This window comes from Streptomyces sp. f51 (assembly GCF_037940415.1).
GTDB lineage: Bacteria > Actinomycetota > Actinomycetes > Streptomycetales > Streptomycetaceae > Streptomyces.
The window spans coordinates 5402127-5423205 of sequence record NZ_CP149798.1; the positions used below are offsets into that span (position 1 = coordinate 5402127).

General features: G+C 72.5%; 19 protein-coding genes. 13 read left to right on the forward strand and 6 right to left on the reverse strand.

Going from position 1 to position 21079, the window contains the following annotated elements:
- Positions 1-41 precede the first annotated feature (41 nt).
- The 3 genes from WJM95_RS23665 (at position 42) to WJM95_RS23675 (ending at position 3093) form a co-directional block, all read left to right on the forward strand.
- Positions 42-812: a lysophospholipid acyltransferase family protein gene (locus WJM95_RS23665; protein WP_339131809.1), complete on the forward strand. Its 771-nt coding sequence runs from the start codon at positions 42-44 to the stop codon at positions 810-812.
- Entirely contained in the window at positions 809-1819 is a 1011-nt protein-coding gene (locus WJM95_RS23670) for an NAD(P)H-dependent glycerol-3-phosphate dehydrogenase (protein WP_339131810.1), read from the forward strand. The genes WJM95_RS23665 and WJM95_RS23670 overlap by 4 nt, the downstream gene beginning before the upstream one ends.
- A gap of 116 nt (positions 1820-1935) precedes the next feature.
- Complete coding sequence (locus WJM95_RS23675; protein ID WP_339131811.1) at positions 1936-3093, forward strand: D-alanine--D-alanine ligase family protein; 1158 nt, start codon at positions 1936-1938, stop codon at positions 3091-3093.
- A 20-nt stretch (positions 3094-3113) separates the two neighbouring features.
- Here WJM95_RS23675 and WJM95_RS23680 read toward each other — a convergent pair whose 3' ends face one another.
- Together WJM95_RS23680 and WJM95_RS23685 are read right to left on the reverse strand one after the other, a co-directional pair.
- Positions 3114-3623 (reverse strand): DUF3515 domain-containing protein, encoded by a 510-nt coding sequence (locus WJM95_RS23680; RefSeq protein ID WP_339131812.1) that lies wholly within the window; start codon positions 3621-3623, stop codon positions 3114-3116.
- A 20-nt stretch (positions 3624-3643) separates the two neighbouring features.
- On the reverse strand, positions 3644-3877 hold the full coding sequence (locus WJM95_RS23685; protein ID WP_037625030.1) for an Lrp/AsnC ligand binding domain-containing protein: 234 nt from the start codon (positions 3875-3877) through the stop codon (positions 3644-3646).
- Between the two features lie 206 nt (positions 3878-4083).
- Between WJM95_RS23685 and WJM95_RS23690 the strand changes: the two genes are divergently transcribed.
- The gene (locus WJM95_RS23690) at positions 4084-5049 is read left to right on the forward strand and encodes a thiamine-phosphate kinase (RefSeq protein ID WP_339131813.1); all 966 of its coding nucleotides are present in this window, start codon (positions 4084-4086) and stop codon (positions 5047-5049) included.
- Positions 5050-5208: 159 nt separating this feature from the next.
- On the opposite strand, the gene rpmB is transcribed toward WJM95_RS23690, so the two are convergent.
- Positions 5209-5394, reverse strand: a complete 186-nt coding sequence (rpmB, locus tag WJM95_RS23695; protein WP_037625034.1) for a 50S ribosomal protein L28 — start codon at positions 5392-5394, stop codon at positions 5209-5211.
- 264 nt (positions 5395-5658) lie between these two features.
- Here rpmB and WJM95_RS23700 point away from each other — a divergent pair, with 264 nt between their 5' ends.
- Positions 5659-7551, forward strand: coding sequence for a DAK2 domain-containing protein (locus WJM95_RS23700; protein WP_339131814.1), 1893 nt, complete (start codon positions 5659-5661; stop codon positions 7549-7551).
- 18 nt (positions 7552-7569) lie between these two features.
- On the opposite strand, the gene WJM95_RS23705 is transcribed toward WJM95_RS23700, so the two are convergent.
- Positions 7570-8496, reverse strand: coding sequence for a DMT family transporter (locus tag WJM95_RS23705; protein ID WP_339131815.1), 927 nt, complete (start codon positions 8494-8496; stop codon positions 7570-7572).
- Positions 8497-8577: 81 nt separating this feature from the next.
- Between WJM95_RS23705 and WJM95_RS23710 the strand changes: the two genes are divergently transcribed.
- Positions 8578-9501, forward strand: coding sequence for a LysR family transcriptional regulator (locus tag WJM95_RS23710; protein ID WP_339131816.1), 924 nt, complete (start codon positions 8578-8580; stop codon positions 9499-9501).
- On the opposite strand, the gene WJM95_RS23715 is transcribed toward WJM95_RS23710, so the two are convergent.
- Complete coding sequence (locus WJM95_RS23715; protein ID WP_339131817.1) at positions 9498-12548, reverse strand: tetratricopeptide repeat protein; 3051 nt, start codon at positions 12546-12548, stop codon at positions 9498-9500. The genes WJM95_RS23710 and WJM95_RS23715 overlap by 4 nt on opposite strands.
- A complete protein-coding gene (locus tag WJM95_RS23720; protein WP_339131818.1) occupies positions 12545-14383 on the reverse strand; it encodes an HSP90 family protein in 1839 nt (612 codons plus the stop codon). The genes WJM95_RS23715 and WJM95_RS23720 overlap by 4 nt, the downstream gene beginning before the upstream one ends.
- Positions 14384-14550: 167 nt before the next feature.
- Between WJM95_RS23720 and recG the strand changes: the two genes are divergently transcribed.
- The 7 genes from recG (at position 14551) to rnc (ending at position 20971) form a co-directional block, all read left to right on the forward strand.
- The gene (gene recG / locus WJM95_RS23725) at positions 14551-16764 is read left to right on the forward strand and encodes an ATP-dependent DNA helicase RecG (RefSeq protein ID WP_339131819.1); all 2214 of its coding nucleotides are present in this window, start codon (positions 14551-14553) and stop codon (positions 16762-16764) included.
- Between the two features lie 68 nt (positions 16765-16832).
- Positions 16833-17420, forward strand: coding sequence for a 16S rRNA (guanine(966)-N(2))-methyltransferase RsmD (gene rsmD / locus WJM95_RS23730; RefSeq protein ID WP_339131820.1), 588 nt, complete (start codon positions 16833-16835; stop codon positions 17418-17420).
- A gap of 26 nt (positions 17421-17446) precedes the next feature.
- Positions 17447-17926: a pantetheine-phosphate adenylyltransferase gene (coaD, locus tag WJM95_RS23735; RefSeq protein ID WP_339135795.1), complete on the forward strand. Its 480-nt coding sequence runs from the start codon at positions 17447-17449 to the stop codon at positions 17924-17926.
- A gap of 99 nt (positions 17927-18025) precedes the next feature.
- The gene (locus tag WJM95_RS23740) at positions 18026-19099 is read left to right on the forward strand and encodes a cell division initiation protein (protein WP_339131821.1); all 1074 of its coding nucleotides are present in this window, start codon (positions 18026-18028) and stop codon (positions 19097-19099) included.
- A 174-nt stretch (positions 19100-19273) separates the two neighbouring features.
- Positions 19274-19918, forward strand: a complete 645-nt coding sequence (locus tag WJM95_RS23745; protein ID WP_339131822.1) for a YceD family protein — start codon at positions 19274-19276, stop codon at positions 19916-19918.
- A 2-nt stretch (positions 19919-19920) separates the two neighbouring features.
- Positions 19921-20094, forward strand: a complete 174-nt coding sequence (rpmF, locus tag WJM95_RS23750) for a 50S ribosomal protein L32 (RefSeq protein WP_006139588.1) — start codon at positions 19921-19923, stop codon at positions 20092-20094.
- A 19-nt stretch (positions 20095-20113) separates the two neighbouring features.
- Positions 20114-20971 carry a ribonuclease III gene (gene rnc, locus WJM95_RS23755; RefSeq protein ID WP_339131823.1) on the forward strand — a complete coding sequence of 286 codons (858 nt, stop codon included), beginning with the start codon at positions 20114-20116 and terminating at the stop codon, positions 20969-20971.
- Positions 20972-21079: the final 108 nt, after the last annotated feature.

Genomic DNA, 21079 nt, shown 5'->3' on the forward strand with positions numbered 1-21079 from the left:
ACACTTGTGCGGCCCCCCAGGCTCTAGAGGAAGGTGTCCGCGTGCCCCGCCGCAGAATCGGCTTCTGGTACCGCTTTGCAGCGGTTCTCGTCAAACCGCCGCTCGTGGTTCTGATCAAGCGGGACTGGCGTGGGATGGAGAACATTCCGGCCGAGGGCGGATTTATCACCGCGGTGAACCACAATTCCCACGTGGACCCGTTCGCGTACGCGCACTACCAGTACAACACCGGGCGTGTTCCGCGGTTCCTGGCGAAGGCCGGCCTTTTCAAGAAGGGATTCGTCGGCGCCGCGATGCGCGGCACCGGACAGATTCCCGTCTATCGCGAGAGCACCGACGCCCTGAGCGCCTTCCGGGCCGCGATCGACGCCGTGGAACGCGGCGAGTGCGTCGCGTTCTACCCCGAGGGCACGCTCACCCGTGACCCCGACGGCTGGCCGATGACCGGCAAGACCGGTGCGGCGCGGGTCGCGCTCCAGACCAGGTGCCCGGTGATCCCGGTCGCCCAGTGGGGCGCCAACGAACTCCTGCCCCCGTACGCCAAGAAGCCCGAGATCCTCCCGCGCAAGACCCACCACGTGCTCGCGGGCCCGCCGGTGGACCTCTCGCGCTACTACGACCGGGAGATGAACCCGGACCTCCTGAAAGAGGTCACCGAGGTCATCATGGCGGCCATCACCGCGCAGCTGGAGCTGATCCGCGGCGAGAAGGCGCCCGAGAACGTGTACGACCCGCGCGAGGTGCGCATCGCGCAGCGCCGCAAGGCCGCGGCCAAGTCGAAGGCACAGCAGGAAGAGGGGCAGGGCACGTGAGCAAGCCGGTCAGGGCCGCCGTCTTCGGGACCGGATCGTGGGGTACGGCCTTCGGCATGGTCCTCGCCGACGCCGGATGCGACGTCACCCTGTGGGCGCGCCGCCCCGAACTCGCCGACGCGGTCAACTCCACACGGATGAACCCGGACTACCTCCCCGGGATCGAACTCCCGGAGAACCTGCGGGCCACCGCCGACCCGGCGAAGGCCGCCCGCGACGCCGACTTCACCGTCCTCGCGGTCCCGTCCCAGACCCTGCGCGCCAACCTCGCGGAGTGGGTGCCGCTGCTCGCCCCCGACACCGTGCTCGTCTCGCTCATGAAGGGCGTCGAACTCGGCACCGTGAAGCGGATGAGCGAGGTGATCGAGGAGGTCGCCAAGGTCTCCGCCGACCGCGTCGCCGTGGTCACCGGACCCAACCTCGCCAAGGAGGTCGCCCAGCGGATGCCCGCGGCCGGCGTCGTCGCCTGCCGCGACGAGGAGGTGGCCCGGCGCATCCAGACCGCCTGCCACACGCCGTACTTCCGCCCGTACACGAACACCGACGTGGTGGGCTGCGAACTCGGCGGCGCGGTCAAGAACGTGATCGGTCTCGCCGTCGGCATCGCCGACGGCATGGGCCTGGGCGACAACGCCAAGGGCTCGCTGATCACCCGCGGCCTGGCCGAGACCACCCGGCTCGGACTCGTCATGGGCGCGGACCCGATGACGTTCTCCGGCCTCGCGGGCCTCGGCGACCTCGCCGCGACCTGCTCCTCGCCGCTGTCGCGCAACCACACCTTCGGCATCAACCTCGGCCGGGGCATGACCCTCCAGGAGACCATCGCGGTCACCCGGCAGACCGCCGAGGGCGTCAAGTCCTGTGAGTCGGTGCTCGATCTGGCCCGCAGGCACGGCGTCGACATGCCGATCACGGAGACGGTCGTCAGCATCGTCCACGAGGGCAAGCCCCCGGTGGTCGCCCTCAAGGAGCTGATGGGGCGCAGCGCGAAGTCCGAACGCCGGTGAACCGTCCCCGGTGAACCGCCAGGTGGGCGACGCTCCGCAACGGCGGGAGCGACGCTGAGCAACGGCCGCCGTGGGGCGCTGACTCACCGCGTACCACCGGGTACTCTCAACCCGATATGAGCACCGAGAACCTCCCCCAGAGCCCTGAGCGGCCGACGCGCAAGCCGCGCGTGGCCGTCGTCTTCGGCGGCCGCAGCTCCGAACACGGGATCTCCGTGGTCACGGCCGGCGCCGTCCTGAGCGCCATCGACCGTACGAAATACGACGTACTGCCGATCGGCATCACCCAGGACGGCCGTTGGGCGCTCACCGCGGACGAGCCGGAACGCATGGCGATCGTCGACCGCAAGCAGCCCAGCGTCGAGCAGCTCGCCGAGTCCGCCGAGGGCGGCGTGGTGCTCCCCGTCGACCCCGCGAACCGTGAAGTCGTCTACACCGAGCCCGGGTCGGTCCCCAAGGCGCTCGGCGAGGTCGACGTCGTCTTCCCGATGCTGCACGGCCCGTACGGCGAGGACGGCACCCTCCAGGGCCTCCTGGAGCTGTCCGGTGTCCCCTATGTCGGCTCGGGCGTCCTCGCCTCGGCCGTCGGCCAGGACAAGGACTACATGAAGCGGGTGTTCACCTCGTTCGGCCTGAAGGTGGGCCCGTACATGGTGATCCGGCCGCGCGAGTGGCAGCAGGACCAGTCCGCCGCCCGCAAGAGGATCGTCGACTTCGCCGGTGAGCACGGCTGGCCGCTCTTCGTGAAGCCCGCGCGCGCGGGCTCGTCGTTCGGCATCACGAAGGTCGACGACCTCTCGGGCCTCGACGAGGCGATCGAGGAGGCCCAGCGGCACGACCCGAAGATCATCGTGGAGGCGCTGCTGCGCGGCCGCGAGATCGAGTGCGGTGTCCTGGAGTTCGAGGACGGGCCGCGCGCGTCGGTTCCCGCGGAGATCCCGCCCGTGCAGTCGCACGCGTTCTACGACTTCGAGGCCAAGTACATCGACGCGGCCGACGGGATCGTGCCGGCGCCGCTCACCGAGGAGCAGACCGCCGAGGTCCGCCGCCTGGCCGTCGAGGCCTTCGACGCGGCCTCCTGCGAGGGCCTGGTCCGCGCGGACTTCTTCCTCACCGAGGACGGCGAGTTCGTGATCAACGAGATCAACACGATGCCGGGCTTCACGCCCATCTCCATGTACCCGCGGATGTGGCGGGAGACGGGCGTCGGCTACGCCGAGCTCGTCGACCGTCTGATCCAGGCGGCGCTGCGCCGGTCCACCGGGCTGCGCTGAGCACGCACCGGACCAGCACGTCAGTCGGCGATCCCCTTCGGGATCGCCTTCTTGACGGAGGCGGCCAGGTCGACGAGCACGCCGGAGGCATCGGCGCCCGCGGGCACGGTGACCTGGACGTACGCCAGACGCGACGCGGTGGTGAGGCGGGTCGTCCCGTCGTCCTGCTTCTCCATCAGCCAGTCGACGCCGTTCACCCCGCCGGCCACCGCCTTCGGGTCGTCGCCCGTCGCCACCCTCGGATCGATCATCTTCGGCGGCCGCTCGACACCGCAGCGCAGTATGATCGCCGGGCTTCCCCAGCCCGCGGTCAGCGCGGACCGGGGCTCCGGGTCCTCACGGCGCCGGCCGTCCACGGTCCGCGGCAGCACCTTGTCCAGGTTCTGGCACAGCTCGGTGACCTTCGTACCCGGGTTCGGAACCGCGACGGACGCGCTGTCGTCTGCTGAGGAGCAGCCCGCAATCGCGATCAGCGCCGCGAGGGAGGGCAGCCCGAGGGAGGCGGTGTGCCGGTGACGGAAGAAGTTCACCGGCCAAGGGTAGACGGGGGCTACAGGTGCACGACCGGACAGGTCAGGGTGCGGGTGATGCCGTCCACCTGCTGGACCTTGGCCACGACCATGCGGCCGAGTTCGTCCACGGTGTCGGCCTGGGCGCGCACGATCACGTCGTACGGTCCGGTCACGTCCTCGGCCTGGATCACCCCCGGGATCTTGCCGATCGTCTCGGCGACGGTCGACGCCTTGCCGACCTCCGTCTGGATCAGGATGTACGCCTGTACCACGGAACCTCCAGGGCGGCCACGAGGATCATGTGGGGAAAAGGAACGCCACGGTATCGCGTTGCCGCTCGCCGCGGGGAGACCTGCGGTGACTGGGGCTCGCGCGCCGGGGTGGAGGGACTGCGCAAGTTGACGGTCAACTCGACCGTACCGAGTACTCAGACGGCTCGCGACCGGGCACGAGCGGCGACAGAGGGAGCACGACGATCATGAAGGGCACCGTGGGCGAGCTGGGGGAGTTCGGGCTCATCCGAGAGCTCACCTCGCGCCTCACCACCACCCCGGCGGTCCGCGTCGGACCGGGCGACGACGCCGCGGTGGTGGCAGCGCCGGACCGCAGGGTCGTGGCGAGCACCGACATCCTCCTGGAAGGACGTCACTTCCGCCGCGACTGGTCCACGGCGTACGACGTCGGCCGCAAGGCCGCCGCGCAGAACCTCGCGGACATCGCCGCGATGGGCGCGGTACCGACCGCGCTGCTGCTCGGCCTGGTCGTGCCCGCCGAGCTCCCGGCCACCTGGCCCTCCGAGCTGATGGACGGGCTGCGCGACGAGTGCCAGGTCGCGGGCGCGGCCGTGGTCGGCGGGGACGTCGTACGGGGCGAGACCATCACCGTCGCGATCACCGCGCTCGGCGATCTGCGCAACCACGAGCCGGTCACCCGGGGCGGGGCCCAGCCCGGTGACGTCGTGGCCGTGACGGGCTGGCTGGGCTGGTCCGCGGCCGGGTTCGCGGTGCTCTCCCGGGGGTTCCGCTCGCCGCGCGCCTTCGTCGAGGCACACCGCAGGCCCGAGCCGCCGTACCACGCGGGTCCGGCGGCCGCCGGGCTCGGCGCGACCTCGATGACGGACGTCAGCGACGGTCTGATCGCGGACCTCGGGCACATCGCCGAGGCGAGCAAGGTGCGCATCGACATCCGCTCCGGGGACATCGACATCCCCTCGCAGATGAACGACATCGGCCAGGCCGTCGGGGTGGACCCGATCCAGTGGGTGCTCACCGGTGGCGAGGATCACGCGATCGTCGCCACCTTCCCGCCGGACGTGAAGCTGCCCGCGCGCTGGAAGGTGATCGGCGAGGTCCTCAACCCCTCGGCCCTGCCCCGGGTGACCGTGGACGGCGCTCCCTGGACGAGCAAGGGCGGCTGGGACCACTTCGGGGACATCGAGTCCTGAGGCTTCCGGCGTCCGGGGTGCACACCCCGGACGCCGGGGCCGTCCGGTGGCACCTGCGCCCGGGCGGTCCGCCGGTGCCGGGGCAGCAAAAAACCCGCCCACCGTGAGGTGGACGGGTTCAGTGCAAGCGAACCAGCAGTGGCCGCGCGCTAGCGGTTGTCAGCGCGTGACCTTGCCGGCCTTGATGCACGAGGTGCAAGCGTTCACGCGCTTCGGCGTCCCGCCCACCACGGTACGGACGCGCTGGATGTTGGGGTTCCAGCGACGCGGTGTACGGCGGTGCGAGTGCGAGATGTTGTTGCCGAAGCCCGGCCCCTTGCCGCAGACGTCGCAGTTGGCAGCCACGGGTCACTCCAAAGACTTCAGATGCACTTACGGTTGATCCCGGCATGCCGAGGATCAAGATCTAGGATCTGAGGGGCGCTGCCAGGGGGATGGCCCGATCGGATCGGGCAACTGGAGCAGCATACAACGACTGCGTCCGGAGAACGAAACTACCATCATCTGCCGGTCGCCATCGCCCTCCCCCGGCCCCGGGGGCCCTCCACCGGCGGCAACCGGTTCTGGGTCTACGCTGCGTCCCACGTCCAGCAGCTCAAGGAGGCGCAGGTGCCGCAGGTGCCGCAGACATTCGATGCTCTCGCGGTGCGCACCTGGTGCGGGCTCGCGCTCCGGGCCCTGGGCCGCGCGCGCGAGGAGATCGACGCGATCAATGTCTACCCGGTCGCCGACGGGGACACCGGGACGAACCTGTATCTGACCGTGGAATCCGCCGCCGCCGCCGTCGAGGCGCTGTTCGCCGGATACGAGGCGGTGGCCGTCGCTGCGCCGGCGGCGGCGGGGGCCGACGGCTCCGGGGCCGCCGGGGATCCCGCGACGGCCGGGGGAGCCGGGGTCCCGCTCGCCGACGCCATCAGGGCGATGGCGCACGGGGCCCTGATCGGGGCCCGGGGCAACTCCGGGACCATCCTCGCGCAGCTGCTGCGGGGCATGGCCCAGGTGCTGGCGGCCGAAGGTGAGACGGCTCACACCGACGGCCGGGGCCTGTGCCTGGCCCTGCGCAACGCCGCCGACTCCGCCCGCGGGGCGGTCGCGCACCCCGTCGAGGGCACGGTCCTCACCGTCGCCTCGGCCGCCGCCGACGCGGCCCTGGGCGTCGAGGGGGACTGCGGCACGGTCGCGCTCGCCGCCTACGCGGGCGCGGGCGCCGCGCTCACCGCGACCACCGGACAGCTCGACGTCCTGGAGCGGGCCGGTGTCGTCGACGCGGGCGGCCGGGGACTGCTGGCGGTGCTCGGGGCGCTGGCGGAGACCTTCACGGGGGAGGCGCCCAGGGCGCCCGGACCGGGGGAGGAGACCGCTCCCGGGGCGTCCGGCGCCCCGGGCGCCACGCATTCCGGCACCGCCTCTGGTGCGACGGGTTCGGACAGCACTCCGGGCGCGGGCGGCACCGGGGCCCGGGGATCCGGGACGGAACACGGACAGCGGACCGCCGGACCGGTGGGGCCGGACGGGCCGCACGGCCACGGCGCCGACGCCGGGACCGCCTGCGGGGACGGGTCCGCGGAGAGCGGGCATCCCGCCTTCGAGGTGATCTACCTGCTGGAGGCGGAGGACACCGCGGTGGACCGGCTGCGCGACCGGCTCGACTCCCTCGGCGACTCCCTCGTCGTGGTCGGCGGAGACGGACTGTGGAACGTCCATGTGCACGTGGACGACGCGGGCGCGGCCGTCGAGGCCGGCGTCGAGGCGGGACGTCCGTACCGCATCCGGATCACCCACTTCGGTCTCGGCGACGCGCACACCGGGTCCGGGGCGGGGCGTCCGCCCCGCGAGCGGGCCCAGCGGGCCGTCGTGGCGGTCGTGCCGGGCGAGGGCCTGGCCGGCCTCTACTCGGAGGCCGGGGCCACCACCGTCCTCGCGCGGCCGGACGAACCGCCCGCCAGCGGGGAGCTCGTGGAGGCCGTACGACGGGCCCACGCGCGCGAGGTGGTGCTGCTCCCGAACGACGCCGACCTGCGGCACACCGCGGCGGCGGCCGCCGAACAGGCACGCGCCGAGGGCGTCCGGGTCGCGCTGATCCCGACCCGGTCCGCGGTGCAGGGCATCGCCGCGCTGGCCGTGCACGAACCGGGGCGCCGCTTCGACGAGGACGTCGTCGCCATGACCTCGGCGGCGGGCGCGACCCGCTACGCCGAGGTCGCCGTCGCCGAGCGGCAGTCCTGGACCATGGCCGGCATCTGCCAGGCCGGGGACGTCCTCGGGCTCATCGACGGTGACGTCGCCGTCATCGGCACCGACGTGACCGCCACGGCGGAGGCGGTCCTCGACCGCATGCTCGCGGCCGGCGGCGAGATGGTCACGCTCGTCCTCGGGGACGAGGCCCCCGAGAGCATCACCGCGCACCTGGAGGCACGGGTGCGGGAGGCGTACCTCGCGGTGGACACCGTCGTGTACCGAGGCGGCCGCCAGGGCGCGCTGCTGCTGATCGGGGTCGAGTAGCGGACCCGGTGCCGGCGGTCAGGCGCTCGCGGGCACCTCGGCCCGCCGGGGGACCTCCGGGACCCCGGCCGTCCGGTGGGCGCGTTCGACGGCCTGGCCCCAGTAGGTCCCGGCGACCATGAGCAGGGCGCCGAGTGCGGTGAGAGCCGTCAGATGCTCGCCGCCCAGGACGACGCCGACCGCGACGGCCCAGACCGGCTCGGTGCCCAGCAGCAGACTGACCCGGCTGGCGGAGCTGCGCTGCACCGCCCAGGTCTGGGCGAGGAAGGCGAACAGGCCGCAGAACAGGGCGAGATAGAAGAGCCGCGCCCAGCCGCCGGCGTCGACCCCGCCGAGTGTCGTCAGGCTGCCCGCGACGGGCACCGCGAACAGGACGGCACCGACGAGCGTCTGGACGGCCGTGACGTGCAGCGGGCGCACCGGGTGACGGGCGGTGAGCCGTCCCACCAGGGCCACATGGGCCGCGCGGACCAGTGCGGCGGCGAGGATCAGCAGGTCGCCGCCGCCGGGCGAGTGGAAGCCGCTGCCGGACACCAGAAGGACGACGGCGAGCAGACACAGGCCGGTCGCGGCGAAGTAGCGGGGCGGCAGCCAGGCCGCGCAGGACGTACGGTCCAGCAGCGGGGTGAGCACGATGGTGAGGCTGATCAGCAGGCCCGCGTTGGCGGCACTGGTGTGGGCGACCCCGTACGTCTCCAGGACCAGGACCGCCGCCTGGGTGACCCCCAGCACCGCCCCGACCCGCAGCTCGTCGCGCGTGCAGCGCCGCGCCCGGCGCCGGACGCCGAGGAGCGCGGCACAGGCCGCGGCCGAGATGCCGTACCGCGCGAAGAGGACCAGCAGGACGGGGAGTGCCGACGTGGCGGACTTGGCGGCCAGGTAACTGGAACCCCAGACGACGGCGACAAGGAGAAGCACCGCGTCGGTGCTGCGGACTCGGGACACGCCCCACACGTTCCCTCACCGCGACCCTGAAGCCCAGAGCGAGGTTCTTCACCATCTCTTAAGCATCACTACAATGAACGGGTGAACGAGCGGCAGCTGCGGATCCTGCGTGAACTGGGCGAGCTGGGAAGTGTCACCGCCGTGGCGGAGGCGCTGCTGATGACCCCCTCGGCGATCTCCCAGCACCTGCGGCTCCTGCAACGCTCGATCCCGGTCCCGCTCACCGAACGCGACGGACGGCGGCTGGTGCTGACGGACGCAGGGCGGGTGCTGGCCGGCGCGGCCGTCGAGGTGGAGAGCGCCCTCGCGCGGGCACGGCACTGCGTGGACGAGTTCGTCGGCGAACCGGCCGGGGAGGTGTCGGTGGCCGCCTTCCACAGCGCGGCCGCCACGTTCTTCCCCGTCCTGCTGCGCGACCGGGCCGCCGCGGCCCCGCGGCTCGCGCTGGCCGACGAGGACGTGGCGCAGGACCATTTCCCCCGGCTCACCCGGGACTACGACCTCGTCGTCGCCCACCATCTCGCGCACACGCCGCCCTGGCCGCCTACCGTCACCGCGAGCACGCTGCTGAGCGAACCCCTGGACGTCGCCCTGCCCGCCAGCCACCCGCTGGCCCGGGAGACGAGCCTGACCGCGCGTGATGTCGCGGACCAGCCCTGGATCACCGTGCACGACGGTTTCCCGCTGATGGCCACCGTCGACGCCATCGCGACCGCCGCGAACCGGCGGCTCGACATCGTCCACCGCGTCAACGAGTTCACGGTGGTCGCGGAGATCGTCGCCGCGGGAGGGGGGCTCGCCCTGATGCCCCGCTGGACCACCCGGCCGCATCCCGCCCTGGTCCTCAGACCCCTGACCGGGGTGCACGCCGTCCGCCGCATCGACGTGCTCCACCGTCCCGAACGCGCGGCACGCAAGGCCGTACGGACGGTCCTCGGCGAACTGCGCCGCGCGGCCGACACGATCCGCGCCGGCGACACGACGGGCCCCGCCACCACGCCCTAGCCGGCCTCCCGGGCGAGCGCGATCAGCTTCTCGGCCTCGGCCCGCCGGGCCACGGCGGCCTCCCCTTCCAGCCGCTCGCACAGGGCGAGAACGGTGTGCGCGCGTGCCGTGGCGGCCTCACGCAGCCCCAGCTCGGTCTCCAGCCGGCCGGCGGCCAGCTCGGCGCCGGTCCTCGAACCGAGCAGGGTCTCTCCGAGCGAGGCGAACACGGCGGCCGCCCGGTTCATGTGCCCGAGGGCCTCCTCGAACGCCTCCCGTACGGCACGGTCACCCTCCTCGGCGGCGTCAGGGACCGAGCGGGCCACCAGATCGCCGAACTGGCTGTGGGTGTGCCCGAGTTCGGTGACCATGCGACGCCCGTCGTCCGCGCCCCGGTCCTCGTCGCCTGCCTGGACCGCGGCTTCGCCGCCGTCACCCCCTCCCGGCCGGGCCGCCCCGGGCGGGAGCACGGCCGCCGCCTCGCACTCACGGACGGCCTCCGCCATCAGCTCCCGCGCCTCGCCGAGTCCTCCCTCCCGCCCGGCCGCGCTCCACGCGCGGGCCCGCAGCGCGCGCACCAGCGCACCGGCGTCGCCCAGCTCGCGCCACAGACCGCAGGCGCGGACGTAGGCCTGATCCGCCTCGGCGGCCAGCCCGGCGTTCGCGAGGGCCTCGGCAGCGAGGTTCGCGAGCATCGCGTGGTCGCGCTGCTCGGGCCAGTGCCGGGCGATCCCGGCGGCGCGCAGCCAGTGTCCGGCGGCCTCGCGGTGTTCGCCGAGCTCGGTGAGACAGTCGCCGAGCCACCAGCGGGTCTGCACGATCGAGCCCTCGCCGTGCAGCTCGGCGGTCAGATCAGGCAGCGCCGACTCCAGGATCTCGGCGGCCTCGGCCCACCTCCCCAGGCGCAGCAGAAAGCCACCGAGGTGGTGGCGCGCCCACGCCCCGAACGTGGCGGCCTGGTCCGCCGCGTCGGCCCAGTGCGCGGCCTCCAGGGCGTGCTCAGCGGCGGGGCCGAACCGCCCGGTGGCCGCGAGCGTCTCGGCGAGCCGCAGATGAAGCTGGGCATGGCCCGCCGGCTCCAGATGGGACCCGCCGTGCTCCAGCGCGGCCCGCGTCGCCCGTTCCGCGGCCTCCGGATCGCCGAGGTGCGTGGCGATGGCGGCGAGCCGGGAGTCGTACTCGACGGCGAACCACGGCAGCCCCGCCGCCACGAACCCGTCGACGGCGCGCCGCAGGTGTCCGGCGGCCCCCTCGGCGTCGTCGGTGCGGGCGGCGAGCTCCCCGAGCATCGCGTACGCCTCGGCGGCCCGCGACGCGAGCGCCACGTCCTCCCCGACGTACGGCTCCGCGAACTCCAGCAGCTCGACCGCCGCCTCCTCGGCGGCGGCCATGACCTCGGCCTCGGAGTCCGGGCCGACGCCGGTGAGCGGCCGTCCGTCCACGGCCGCGCTCTCCAGCTCGTCCACCCGGTGCAACAGCGTCCGCGCCCGGCTCACCAGCACGGACGCCGTCTGCGCGGCCTGTGTCCTGCCGTCCGCGAACAGGGCGAGCACCTGCTCACGCAACTCCGCCACGGCCGCCAGGGCCTTCTCCGAGGATCCGCCCGACAGCGCCCGGACATGGGCGGCCCGGGAACGGGCCGCGAGGGCCTCACCGGGATCGCCCGCCCGCGCGTACAGCTCGGCGGCCTCCTGGAAGAGCGCGGCTCCCTGCGGCCCGCGGCCCATCGCCGCGTGATCGGCGATCTCCGCGCGGTCGCGCGGCTCCAGTTCGAGGCCCTCGGCGGCGCGCCCCACCGCCGCCCACGCCGGGACCGCGTCCGGGTCCCGCAGCGCGGAGAGCCGCCGCGCCTCGGCGAGCAGCGCCTCAAGACCCGGTTCGGCGGCCTCGGCCTCAGGCGGCGACGTACCGGCGGACACCGGTGCCGTCCGATGGTGCCCGGCGCCCGCGGGACCCGCGGAGCGGACCCCGAGGGGCAGCCGGCCGACGAGCGGCGGCCGGTCCATGCGCGCGCGGACCCGCTCGCCGATGTACGGCGTGCCGTTGCGGTCGTCGAACCGCGCGGCCAGCGCCAGCGCCTCCCCGCGCGCGTACGCGGCGAGTTCCGCCGCCGTCCACGTCCGTCCGGCGGGCCCGGGAACCGGCTGTCCGGCGTGCCCGAGCGCGGTCAGCCGGTCCATCGTGAGCGCCACGACCGACAGGAAGTCCAGCCTGCTGCGCGGATCACCCGAGTCCGTGAAATAGGCCGGGCGCTCGGCGAGCAGTTCCAGGGCGCGCGCCTCGTTCCCGGTCAGGGCGCAGAACTCCACGTGGTCCGCGTAGGCGCCCCGCATGCTCTCCATGGCCCGCACCAGCCGGAACCCGCGCAGATGATGGGCGCGGGCCTCCTCGACCCGCCCGAGGCGCAGCAGCGGCAGCAGGGAGGACGCGAGGACGCTGTGCGGCTCGTGGGCGCAGGCGTACTCGCCGGCGAGCACCGGCGCCCACAGCTCAAGCGCCTCCCCGTCCGCGCCGCGCACCGCCCGCCACCACCCCTGCCCGTGCAGCTCGCACGCGTGGCAGTCGGCCATCGCGTCACGGTCCGCCGCCAGCCAGGCGCCGTACGCCCGCTCGGCGCGCTCCAGATCGCCCAGATGGGCGGCGACACTGAACTCGGCGCCGCGCACGGCCCGTTCGGAGTGACCGGCCAGACGGTAGCGCCGCTCCATCTCGCCGAGCCACTTCTCTATGGAGGCGAGCGGGACGTGCGGCTGGTCGAGCATGCCCGCCGACATCCACTTGAAGACCCAGTGCAGCGAGTGGATCTCGAACTCGTCGAAGTCCTCCGGGTGTTCGTCCCACATGCGCAGCAGACGCGCGAAGGGAACGAACATCTTCCCTTTCTCGGAGCTGTAGTTGTACACCTTCAGCTGGTGGCCGAGCGCCTCTATGACGGCGAGCGGGACGTCCAGCTTCTCGGCCTCCACGAGCAGCTGCTCCGCGCGCGCGTTGCGGCCGGGCCCCTCGGGCTGCTCGTAGTTGTCCGCCATGGCCCGGCGCAGTGAGTCGAAGTCCATGGCGGAGCTCATCGGCGGCCGTCCGTTCCGGGGTCGGTGTGGGTGGCCCACTCCAGGAGGCCGATGAAGGCGCGGTTCAGGAGCGCCGAGTCGGCGGGCCGCAGCGGGCGCTGGGCCATCAGCAGGGCCTGCCCGTACAGGGACTCGGTGGCGGTGCCGATCAGGTCCGGATCGCCGAGCGAACCGATCCTGCGGATCAGCGGGTTGAGATGGTTGAGGACCAGCCGGGCGCGTGGCGCGCTGCCGCGCAGCGAGCCGAGAATGCCCGCCCACAGGTCGTCGGCCTGCTCCTCGGCCTCCGCACGGGCCTGTTCGTGGCGGGCCGCGCGGTCGTCCAGATGCAGGGCGGGCACCGACAGGGGATGGAAGGCGCGCAGCACCACATCGCAGTTCAGCGGATCGAGCCGGGCCCGCGCGGCCGCGAGGAAGCCCGACAGCGCCAGCTCCTCGGCCGGATCGACGGTGTCGAGGTGCGCGGTCACGGTGTCCGCGTCCAGCTCGGAGACGGCCGTACCCGGGCGCACGGCGGGCAGCGCCTCGATCAGCTCGCTGTCGTACGTGTAGCCGCCGTTGACGACCCCGACGCCCTGCGCGGAGGCGATCGGCGCGACCTGCCGGTACTCCTCGACGGTCCGGGTGAAGTGCACCAGCGGGTGCCGCTGCGCGAACTCCTCGAGGGACAGCCGTCCGTCGGTCGTCTCGAAGGGCAGCCACGGCAGCATCGTGCGCAGCATCTCCGCGTCGTGCCGCGCCAGCGACTTCACCCCCAGGTGGTGCACGGACAGGAAGGCCGCGAGACGCTCCGGATCACCCGCCGCGAGGCCGGTCAGCCAGGACCGGATGCGCTCGCCCAGCGCCTCCCGTACGGCGGCGAGCGTCTCGTCCTCGTACAGCGACTCGCGGGACGCGGTGGGCCGCAGGCTGTCCGTGTCGAGGACGCAGCGCACGAAGAACGCCCAGTCGGGCAGCAGCTGTTCGGCCCGCTCGGTGAGCAGCATGCCCTTCAGGTGCACCCGGTGGCTCGCGCGCTGGGCGGGGGAGACCGCCGTCGGCAGGACGTAGGCCACGCCCCGGACGCCCGCCAGCGGCACGTTCAGGTCGATCGAGTCCAACGGCGTGAAACCGAACAGCTCCCGGCAGTGCCGGGCCAGGGCGACCCGCCGGGCGGAGGGGCTCGGATGGGGCCGGTCCCAGGGCGCGGGCAGGTCCGCGACCGCCTCGTCGCCGACGCGTACGTCGTACGGCAGCAGCGCCCCGAAGTCGCGCGCCAGCGACCGGACCCGCTCCGGGCTCAGCCACTCGCCCGCCCCGGCCCGCGCCACCAGGTGCACGGTGGTGCCCGGCTCGGTGCGGGCCTCCCGCGGCAGGGTGCGCACGGTGTACGAGCCGTCGTCGGCCGCCGTCCACTCGACCGGGGCCGCGTCGGGCGTCCGGGCGCTGAGGCTGACCACCCGGATCCGCTCGGCGACGACGAAGCACGCCAGCAGCCCGATGCCGAACTGGCCGAGGAACTCCGAACGCGCCGACTCCAGACCGTCGTTCCGCTTGGAGCTGCGGCCGATGGTCGCCAGCAGACTGTGCACGTCGGACTCGGTGAGCCCGACACCGGAGTCCTCCACCCGCAGGGTCCCGCCCTCGGCGTGCAGCCGCACCGTGGCCGGGGCGTCCGGCTGCTCGGCGCGCCGCGCCGTGATCGCGTCGACGGCGTTCTGCAACAGCTCGCGCAGATAGACCTTGGGGCTGGAGTAGAGGTGATGGGAGAGGAGGTCGACCAGACCGCGCAGGTCGACCTGGAACGTATGAGGTGACGGGGAGGCCGGGGACGGCTGTGAGGTCTGGGAGTCCATCGTCGCTGCGCCGGCCGGCGGGGGGAACGGGCGACGGCGCGGGGTAGGGCGGTCCCGGGAGGCGGTGACCGCGAAGAGGGCCGGGCGCGTCATCCTAGGCCCGGAACCAGCCGTCTGACCAGCGGATTTCCAGGACCTATACGGCAATGTCAGTGCGGTGGTGTGCAATGGATCTCGTGCCCGTGCTCGAAGAACCACTGAAGAAGGCGCTCGGTCCCGCCACCGCGAAGGTGATGGCCGAGCATCTCGGCCTGCACACCGTCGGCGACCTGCTGCACCACTACCCCCGCAGATACGAGGAGCGCGGGCAGCTCACCCACCTCGCCGACCTGCCGATGGACGAGCACGTGACGGTGGTCGCCCAGGTCGCCGACGCCCGCCTGCACACCTTCGCCTCCGCCAAGGCGCCCCGCGGCAAGGGCCAGCGCCTCGAGGTCACCATCACGGACGGCAGCGGCCGTATCCAGCTCGTCTTCTTCGGAAACGGCGTGCACAAGCCCCACAAGGACCTGCTGCCCGGCACCCGCGCGATGTTCTCCGGCAAGGTCTCCGTCTTCAACCGCCGCCTCCAGCTGGCCCACCCGGCCTACGAACTGCTGCGCGGCGAGGACGACGAGGCCGCGGAGAGCGTCGGCAGCTGGGCGGGCGCCCTCATCCCGATCTACCCGGCCACCGCCAAGCTGGAGTCGTGGAAGATCGCCAAGTCCGTGCAGACGGTGCTGCCCAGCGCCCAGGAGGCGGTCGACCCCCTCCCCGACCCGCTGCGAAGCGGCCGCGGCCTGGTCACCCTCCCCGAGGCCCTCCTCAAGATCCACCGCCCGCACACCAAGGCGGACGTCCACGACGCCCGGGCCCGCCTCAAGTGGGACGAGGCCTTCGTCCTCCAGGTCGCCCTGGCCCGCCGCCGCCACGCCGACGCCCAGCTCCCGGCCGTCGCCCGCGTCCCCCTGCCGGACGGCCTGCTGACCGCCTTCGACGCCCGGCTGCCCTTCACCCTCACCGAGGGCCAGCAGAAGGTCTCCAAGGAGATCTTCGACGGCCTCGCCACCGAACACCCGATGCACCGCCTGCTCCAGGGGGAGGTCGGATCGGGCAAGACGATGGTGGCCCTGCGCGCCATGCTCGCCGTGGTCGACGCCGGCGGGCAGGCCGCGATGCTCGCGCCCACCGAGGTGCTCGCACAGCAGCACCACCGGTCGATCACCGAGATGATGGGCGAGCTGGCCGAGGGCGGCATGCTCGGCGGGGCCGAGCACTCCACGAAGGTCGTGCTGCTCACCGGCTCCATGGGCGCGGCCGGGCGGCGCCAGGCGCTGCTCGACCTGGTCACCGGCGAGGCCGGCATCGTGATCGGCACCCACGCGCTGATCGAGGACAAGGTGCAGTTCCACGATCTGGGCCTGGTCGTCGTCGACGAGCAGCACCGCTTCGGCGTCGAGCAGCGCGACGCCCTGCGCGGCAAGGGCAAGCAGCCCCCGCACCTCCTGGTCATGACCGCCACCCCCATCCCGCGCACGGTCGCGATGACGGTCTTCGGCGACCTGGAGACCTCCGTGCTCGACCAGCTCCCCGCCGGACGCTCCCCGATCGCCAGCCATGTCGTCCCCGCCGCGGACAAGCCGCACTTCCTCGCGCGCGCGTGGGAGCGCGTGCGCGAGGAAGTGGAGAACGGCCATCAGGCGTACGTCGTCTGCCCCCGCATCGGCGACGAGGAGGACGACAAGAAAGGCGCCCGGAAGAAGTCCCCGGAGGACGAGGCGGAGAAGCGCCCGCCGATGGCCGTCCTCGACGTCGCCGACCAGCTCGCCAAGGGTCCCCTCCAGGGCCTGCGGGTCGAGGTCCTGCACGGCAGGATGCACCCGGACGACAAGGACGCCGTCATGCGCCGCTTCGCCGCGGGCGAGACGCACGTCCTGGTCGCCACCACCGTGATCGAGGTCGGGGTGAACGTACCGAACGCCACCGCCATGGTGATCATGGACGCCGACCGCTTCGGCGTCTCCCAGCTCCACCAGCTCCGCGGCCGCGTCGGCCGCGGCTCGGCGGCGGGACTGTGCCTGCTGGTCTCCGAGATGCCGGAGGCGAGCCCGGCCCGTCAGCGCCTGAACGCGGTGGCCTCGACCCTGGACGGCTTCGAGCTCTCCCGCATCGACCTCGAACAGCGCCGCGAGGGCGACGTCCTCGGCCAGGCCCAGTCCGGCGTCCGCTCCTCGCTGCGCATGCTCGCCGTCATCGAGGACGAGGAGATCATCGCCGAGGCCCGCGAGGAGGCCGCCTCGGTCGTCGCGGCGGACCCGGACCTCACCGGCCTGCCGGGCCTGCGCGTCGCCCTGGACGCCCTGCTCGACGAGGAACGGGAGCAGTACCTGGACAAGGGCTGAGCGGCGGCGACCGCCCCGCGGCTGAGAGACTGGGAGGGAATCGACCACCCCCAGCGCAAAGGACCCCCATGACCCGCGTGATCGCCGGCCGGGCCGGCGGACGCCGTCTGGCCGTGCCGCCGGGCACCGGCACCCGCCCCACCTCCGACCGGGCACGCGAGGGCCTCTTCTCCACCTGGGAGTCCCTGCTCGGCGGCCCGCTGGAGGGCGAGCGCGTCCTCGACCTGTACGCCGGATCGGGCGCCGTCGGCCTGGAGGCGCTCAGCCGCGGTGCCGGGCACACCCTGCTCGTGGAGGCGGACGCCCGCGCGGCCAGGACCGTCCGCGACAACGTCAGGACGCTGGGCCTGCCCGGCGCCGAGGTCAGAGCGGGCAAAGCGGAGCAGATCGTACGGACGGCGGCGCCGTCGGAGCCTTACGACCTGGTCTTCCTCGACCCCCCGTACGTCGTCCCGGACGACGATCTTCGGGAGATTCTGCTCACACTCCGCACCGGGGGCTGGCTCGCGGAGGATGCGCTCGTCACCGTGGAGCGCAGCACCAGAGGCGGTGTGTTCGGCTGGCCCGAGGGTTTCGAGGCCCTGAGGGCCCGTCGTTACGGCGAGGGCACGTTTTGGTACGGTCGCGCCGCCTCTACGTGCGAAGACGCACGATGACCGGACCGGAGAGCGAGGGACCACTGTTGCGCCGCGCCGTCTGTCCGGGGTCATTCGACCCCATCACCAACGGACATCTCGACATCATCGCCCGCGCCTCCGCGCTGTACGACGTCGTGCACGTCGTCGTGATGATCAATCAGTCCAAGAAAGGCCTGTTCACGGTCGACGAGCGGATCGAGCTGATCCGCGAGGTCACGGCCGAGTTCGGCAACGTCCAGGTCGAGGCCTATCACGGCCTCCTGGTCGACTACTGCAAGCAGCGGGACATCCCGGCCATCGTCAAGGGCCTGCGCGCGGTCAGCGACTTCGACTACGAACTCCAGATGGCCCAGATGAACAACGGCCTCTCGGGCGTCGAGACCCTGTTCATCCCGACCAGCCCCACCTACAGCTTCCTCTCCTCCTCCCTGGTGAAGGAAGTCGCGAACTGGGGCGGCGACATCTCGCACCTGGTGCCGCCGGTGGTCCTGGAGGCGCTCACGGAGCGTCTGGGCGAGAACTGAGCGACTGACTGTCCGTCACCCGGTGTCGGGCGGCGCGGGAGTGGTCGTACAGTCGTCCCGTCCGTCTCCATCACAGCTGTAGAGAGTGGCGAGCACACGGTGGACGTACAGAAGAAGCTCGATGAGATCGTCTCGGCGGTCGGCAGCGCCCGTTCCATGCCGATGTCGGCGTCGTGCGTGGTCAACCGCGCCGACCTGCTCTCGATGCTGGAGGAGGTGCGCCAGGCGCTGCCCGGCTCCCTCGCCCAGGCCCAGGAGCTGATCGGCGGCCGCGAGGAGATGGTCGAACGGGCCCGTCAGGAGGCCGAGCGGATCATCGAGACCGCGCACGCCGAGCGCGGTTCGCTGATCTCCGACACCGAGGTCGCCCGCCGCTCGCAGAACGAGGCGGACCGCATTCTCAACGAGTCCCGCAGGGAGGCCGAGGAGATCCGCGCGGAGGCCGACGACTACGTCGACTCCCAGCTCGCCAACTTCGAGGTCGTCCTCACCAAGACCCTCGGCTCCGTCGGCCGCGGCCGCGAGAAGCTCCTCGGCACCGGCCCCGGCCTCGACGAGCAGGGGTACGAGGACGAGGACGCCCCCGAGCGCAGCTACGACCCGGAGACCCTGCGCCGCAACGCCGACGACTACGTCGACGCCAAGCTCGGCGCCTTCGAGGCCGTCCTGGCCAAGACCCTGGAGGCCGTCGGCCGCGGCCGGGAGAAGCTCCAGGGCCGGATCGCCTCGGACGACCTCGGCACGCTCGGCACCTTCGGGGAGGACGGGACGCCCGGGGCGCACACCAGCGACGCCGACTACCTGGCCGGCCTCGCGGAGCTCGCCGAGGAGCCCGAGCAGAGCGCCCGGGCCCCGGAACCGGCCGCCCAGCCCTCCTACGGCCAGCAGGAGGCGTACGCCTACCAGCAGCAGGCCGACCCGTACAGCTACCAGCAGCAGTACGCCCAGCAGCAGGACGCCTACGGCTACCAGCAGGCCGACCCGTACGCCGCGTACCAGCAGCAGGGCTACGACCAGCAGGGGTACGACCAGAGCCAGCAGGCGTACGCCCAGCAGCAGGCCCATGCCATGGACCAGCAGAACCACGCCCTCGACGAGGCCAGCCTCTTCGACACCAGCATGATCAGCGCCGACCAGCTGAGGGCGTACGAGCAGGGGCGCGGGGGCCACTGATCCCGCGGCCGGGAAGGGTGCGCGCCGCCGGCCGGGGTGGGCGCGCGCACCGGATTGGGCCGTGAGCGAAAGGTCCAGTATCCTGGCTCTTCGGTCGCGTGTACGTCCGCGATCAGCGCTGCCCGAGGGAGACCTGGGGCGGCGTTCACCCCAGTTCGAAGATCGAAAGCAGGAATGGCTCTGAACGCCCGCCTCGACCACCGCAATCCTCTCGTGTTCGACACACACGAGCTGGGGCGGCGTCCTGGCGCGCTACAGCGCCTGACCCGCACGATCGACGCTCCCGCGGATCTCGGGATCCAGGGAGTCATCGGAGTGCCGGAAGGCGCCCCGGTGGAGCTCGAACTCCGTCTGGAGTCGGTCATGGAAGGGGTGCTTGTCACAGGCACCGCCCGTGGCTCGGTGAAGGGGGAGTGCGTAAGGTGTCTGGAGCCGCTTGAGCAGGTGCTCGAAGCGGACTTCCAGGAGATGTTCTCGTACCCTGACGCCGATGACCGGGGCCGCCCCAAGGCGGAGCCGGTCGACGACGCCGAGGACGACGAGGACACGCTCTTCCTCGAGGACGGCTTGTTCGACCTCGAACCCGTGCTGCGGGATGCGGTGGTGCTCGCACTGCCGATGCAGCCGGTGTGCCAGGACGACTGCCCGGGTCTGTGCTCCGAATGCGGAGCCAGGCTCGCGGACGACCCGGACCACCGTCACGACGCCGTCGACATCCGTTGGGCGGCACTGCAAGGACTCGCCGGTTCACTCGAAGATGGCGAGAAGGACGAGTTGAGCGGCGCCGAGCCTGGCGTCGACGAGAAGCAGGAGAAGTAGCCGTGGCTGTTCCGAAGCGGAAGATGTCGCGCAGCAACACGCGCCACCGCCGGTCGCAGTGGAAGGCTGCGGTCCCCACCCTGGTTGCGTGCGAGCGCTGCCACGAGCCCAAGCTGCAGCACATCGCGTGCCCGGCTTGTGGCACCTACAACAAGCGCCAGGTCCTCGAGGTCTGAGCGGCCGGTGAGAGGTCTGATGTCTGACGCCAAGGCGGATTCAACCGCCAAGAAAAAGGCGGACAACACAGCCTCGTCCCACACGCTTCTGGAAGGGCGGCTCGGCTACAAGCTCGAGTCCGCCCTTCTGGTGCGTGCGCTGACCCACCGTTCCTACGCGTACGAGAACGGCGGTCTGCCGACCAACGAGCGTCTGGAGTTCCTCGGGGACTCCGTACTGGGCCTCGTGGTCACGGACACGCTGTACCGCACCCACCCCGACCTGCCCGAGGGCCAGCTGGCCAAACTGCGGGCCGCGGTGGTCAATTCTCGTGCGCTGGCGGAGGTGGGCCGCGGCCTCGAACTCGGCTCCTTCATCCGGCTCGGCCGGGGCGAGGAAGGCACGGGAGGCCGGGACAAGGCGTCCATCCTCGCCGACACCCTCGAAGCGGTGATCGGCGCTGTCTATCTCGACCAGGGTCTCGAAGCGGCGGGCGAACTCGTCCACCGTCTTTTCGACCCGCTGATCGAGAAGTCCTCGAATCTCGGTGCCGGCCTGGACTGGAAGACCAGTCTCCAGGAGCTCACCGCGACCGAGGGGCTCGGGGTTCCCGAGTACCTGGTCACGGAGACCGGCCCGGACCACGAGAAGGTCTTCACTGCTGCCGCCCGCGTCGGAGGCGTCTCGTACGGCACCGGCACCGGCCGCAGCAAGAAGGAGGCGGAGCAGCAGGCCGCGGAGTCCGCGTGGCGTGCCATCCACTCCGCCGCGGACGAGCGGGCGAAGTCTGCCCAGGCCGCGGAGCAGGCGGCACACACCGCCCAGCAGGCGGCCCGGGACGAGGAGGAGAGCGCCGACGTCTCCTCGGCGCCCACCACCGACTCGGCCACGGCCTGACTCCTTCGACCCGCTGACGTACCGCGGTACGCGCAGCACCCGCAACAAACGCACCACAGGACCCCGCCACGGCGCACGCGCCGCGGCGGGGTCCGTGCGTTGCGCCGG

What these genes read in the sequence shown, in the direction of transcription:
- rnc (WP_339131823.1), top strand. Translation starts at nt 20,114, where the DNA reads ATGTCTGACGCCAAGGCGGATTCAACCGCCAAGAAAAAGGCGGACAAC.
- WJM95_RS23690 (WP_339131813.1), top strand. Translation starts at nt 4,084, where the DNA reads ATGAAGGGCACCGTGGGCGAGCTGGGGGAGTTCGGGCTCATCCGAGAG.
- rsmD (WP_339131820.1), top strand. Translation starts at nt 16,833, where the DNA reads ATGACCCGCGTGATCGCCGGCCGGGCCGGCGGACGCCGTCTGGCCGTG.
- WJM95_RS23720 (WP_339131818.1), bottom strand. Translation starts at nt 14,383, where the DNA reads ATGGACTCCCAGACCTCACAGCCGTCCCCGGCCTCCCCGTCACCTCAT.
- recG (WP_339131819.1), top strand. Translation starts at nt 14,551, where the DNA reads ATGGATCTCGTGCCCGTGCTCGAAGAACCACTGAAGAAGGCGCTCGGT.
- WJM95_RS23715 (WP_339131817.1), bottom strand. Translation starts at nt 12,548, where the DNA reads ATGAGCTCCGCCATGGACTTCGACTCACTGCGCCGGGCCATGGCGGAC.
- WJM95_RS23745 (WP_339131822.1), top strand. Translation starts at nt 19,274, where the DNA reads ATGGCTCTGAACGCCCGCCTCGACCACCGCAATCCTCTCGTGTTCGAC.
- WJM95_RS23675 (WP_339131811.1), top strand. Translation starts at nt 1,936, where the DNA reads ATGAGCACCGAGAACCTCCCCCAGAGCCCTGAGCGGCCGACGCGCAAG.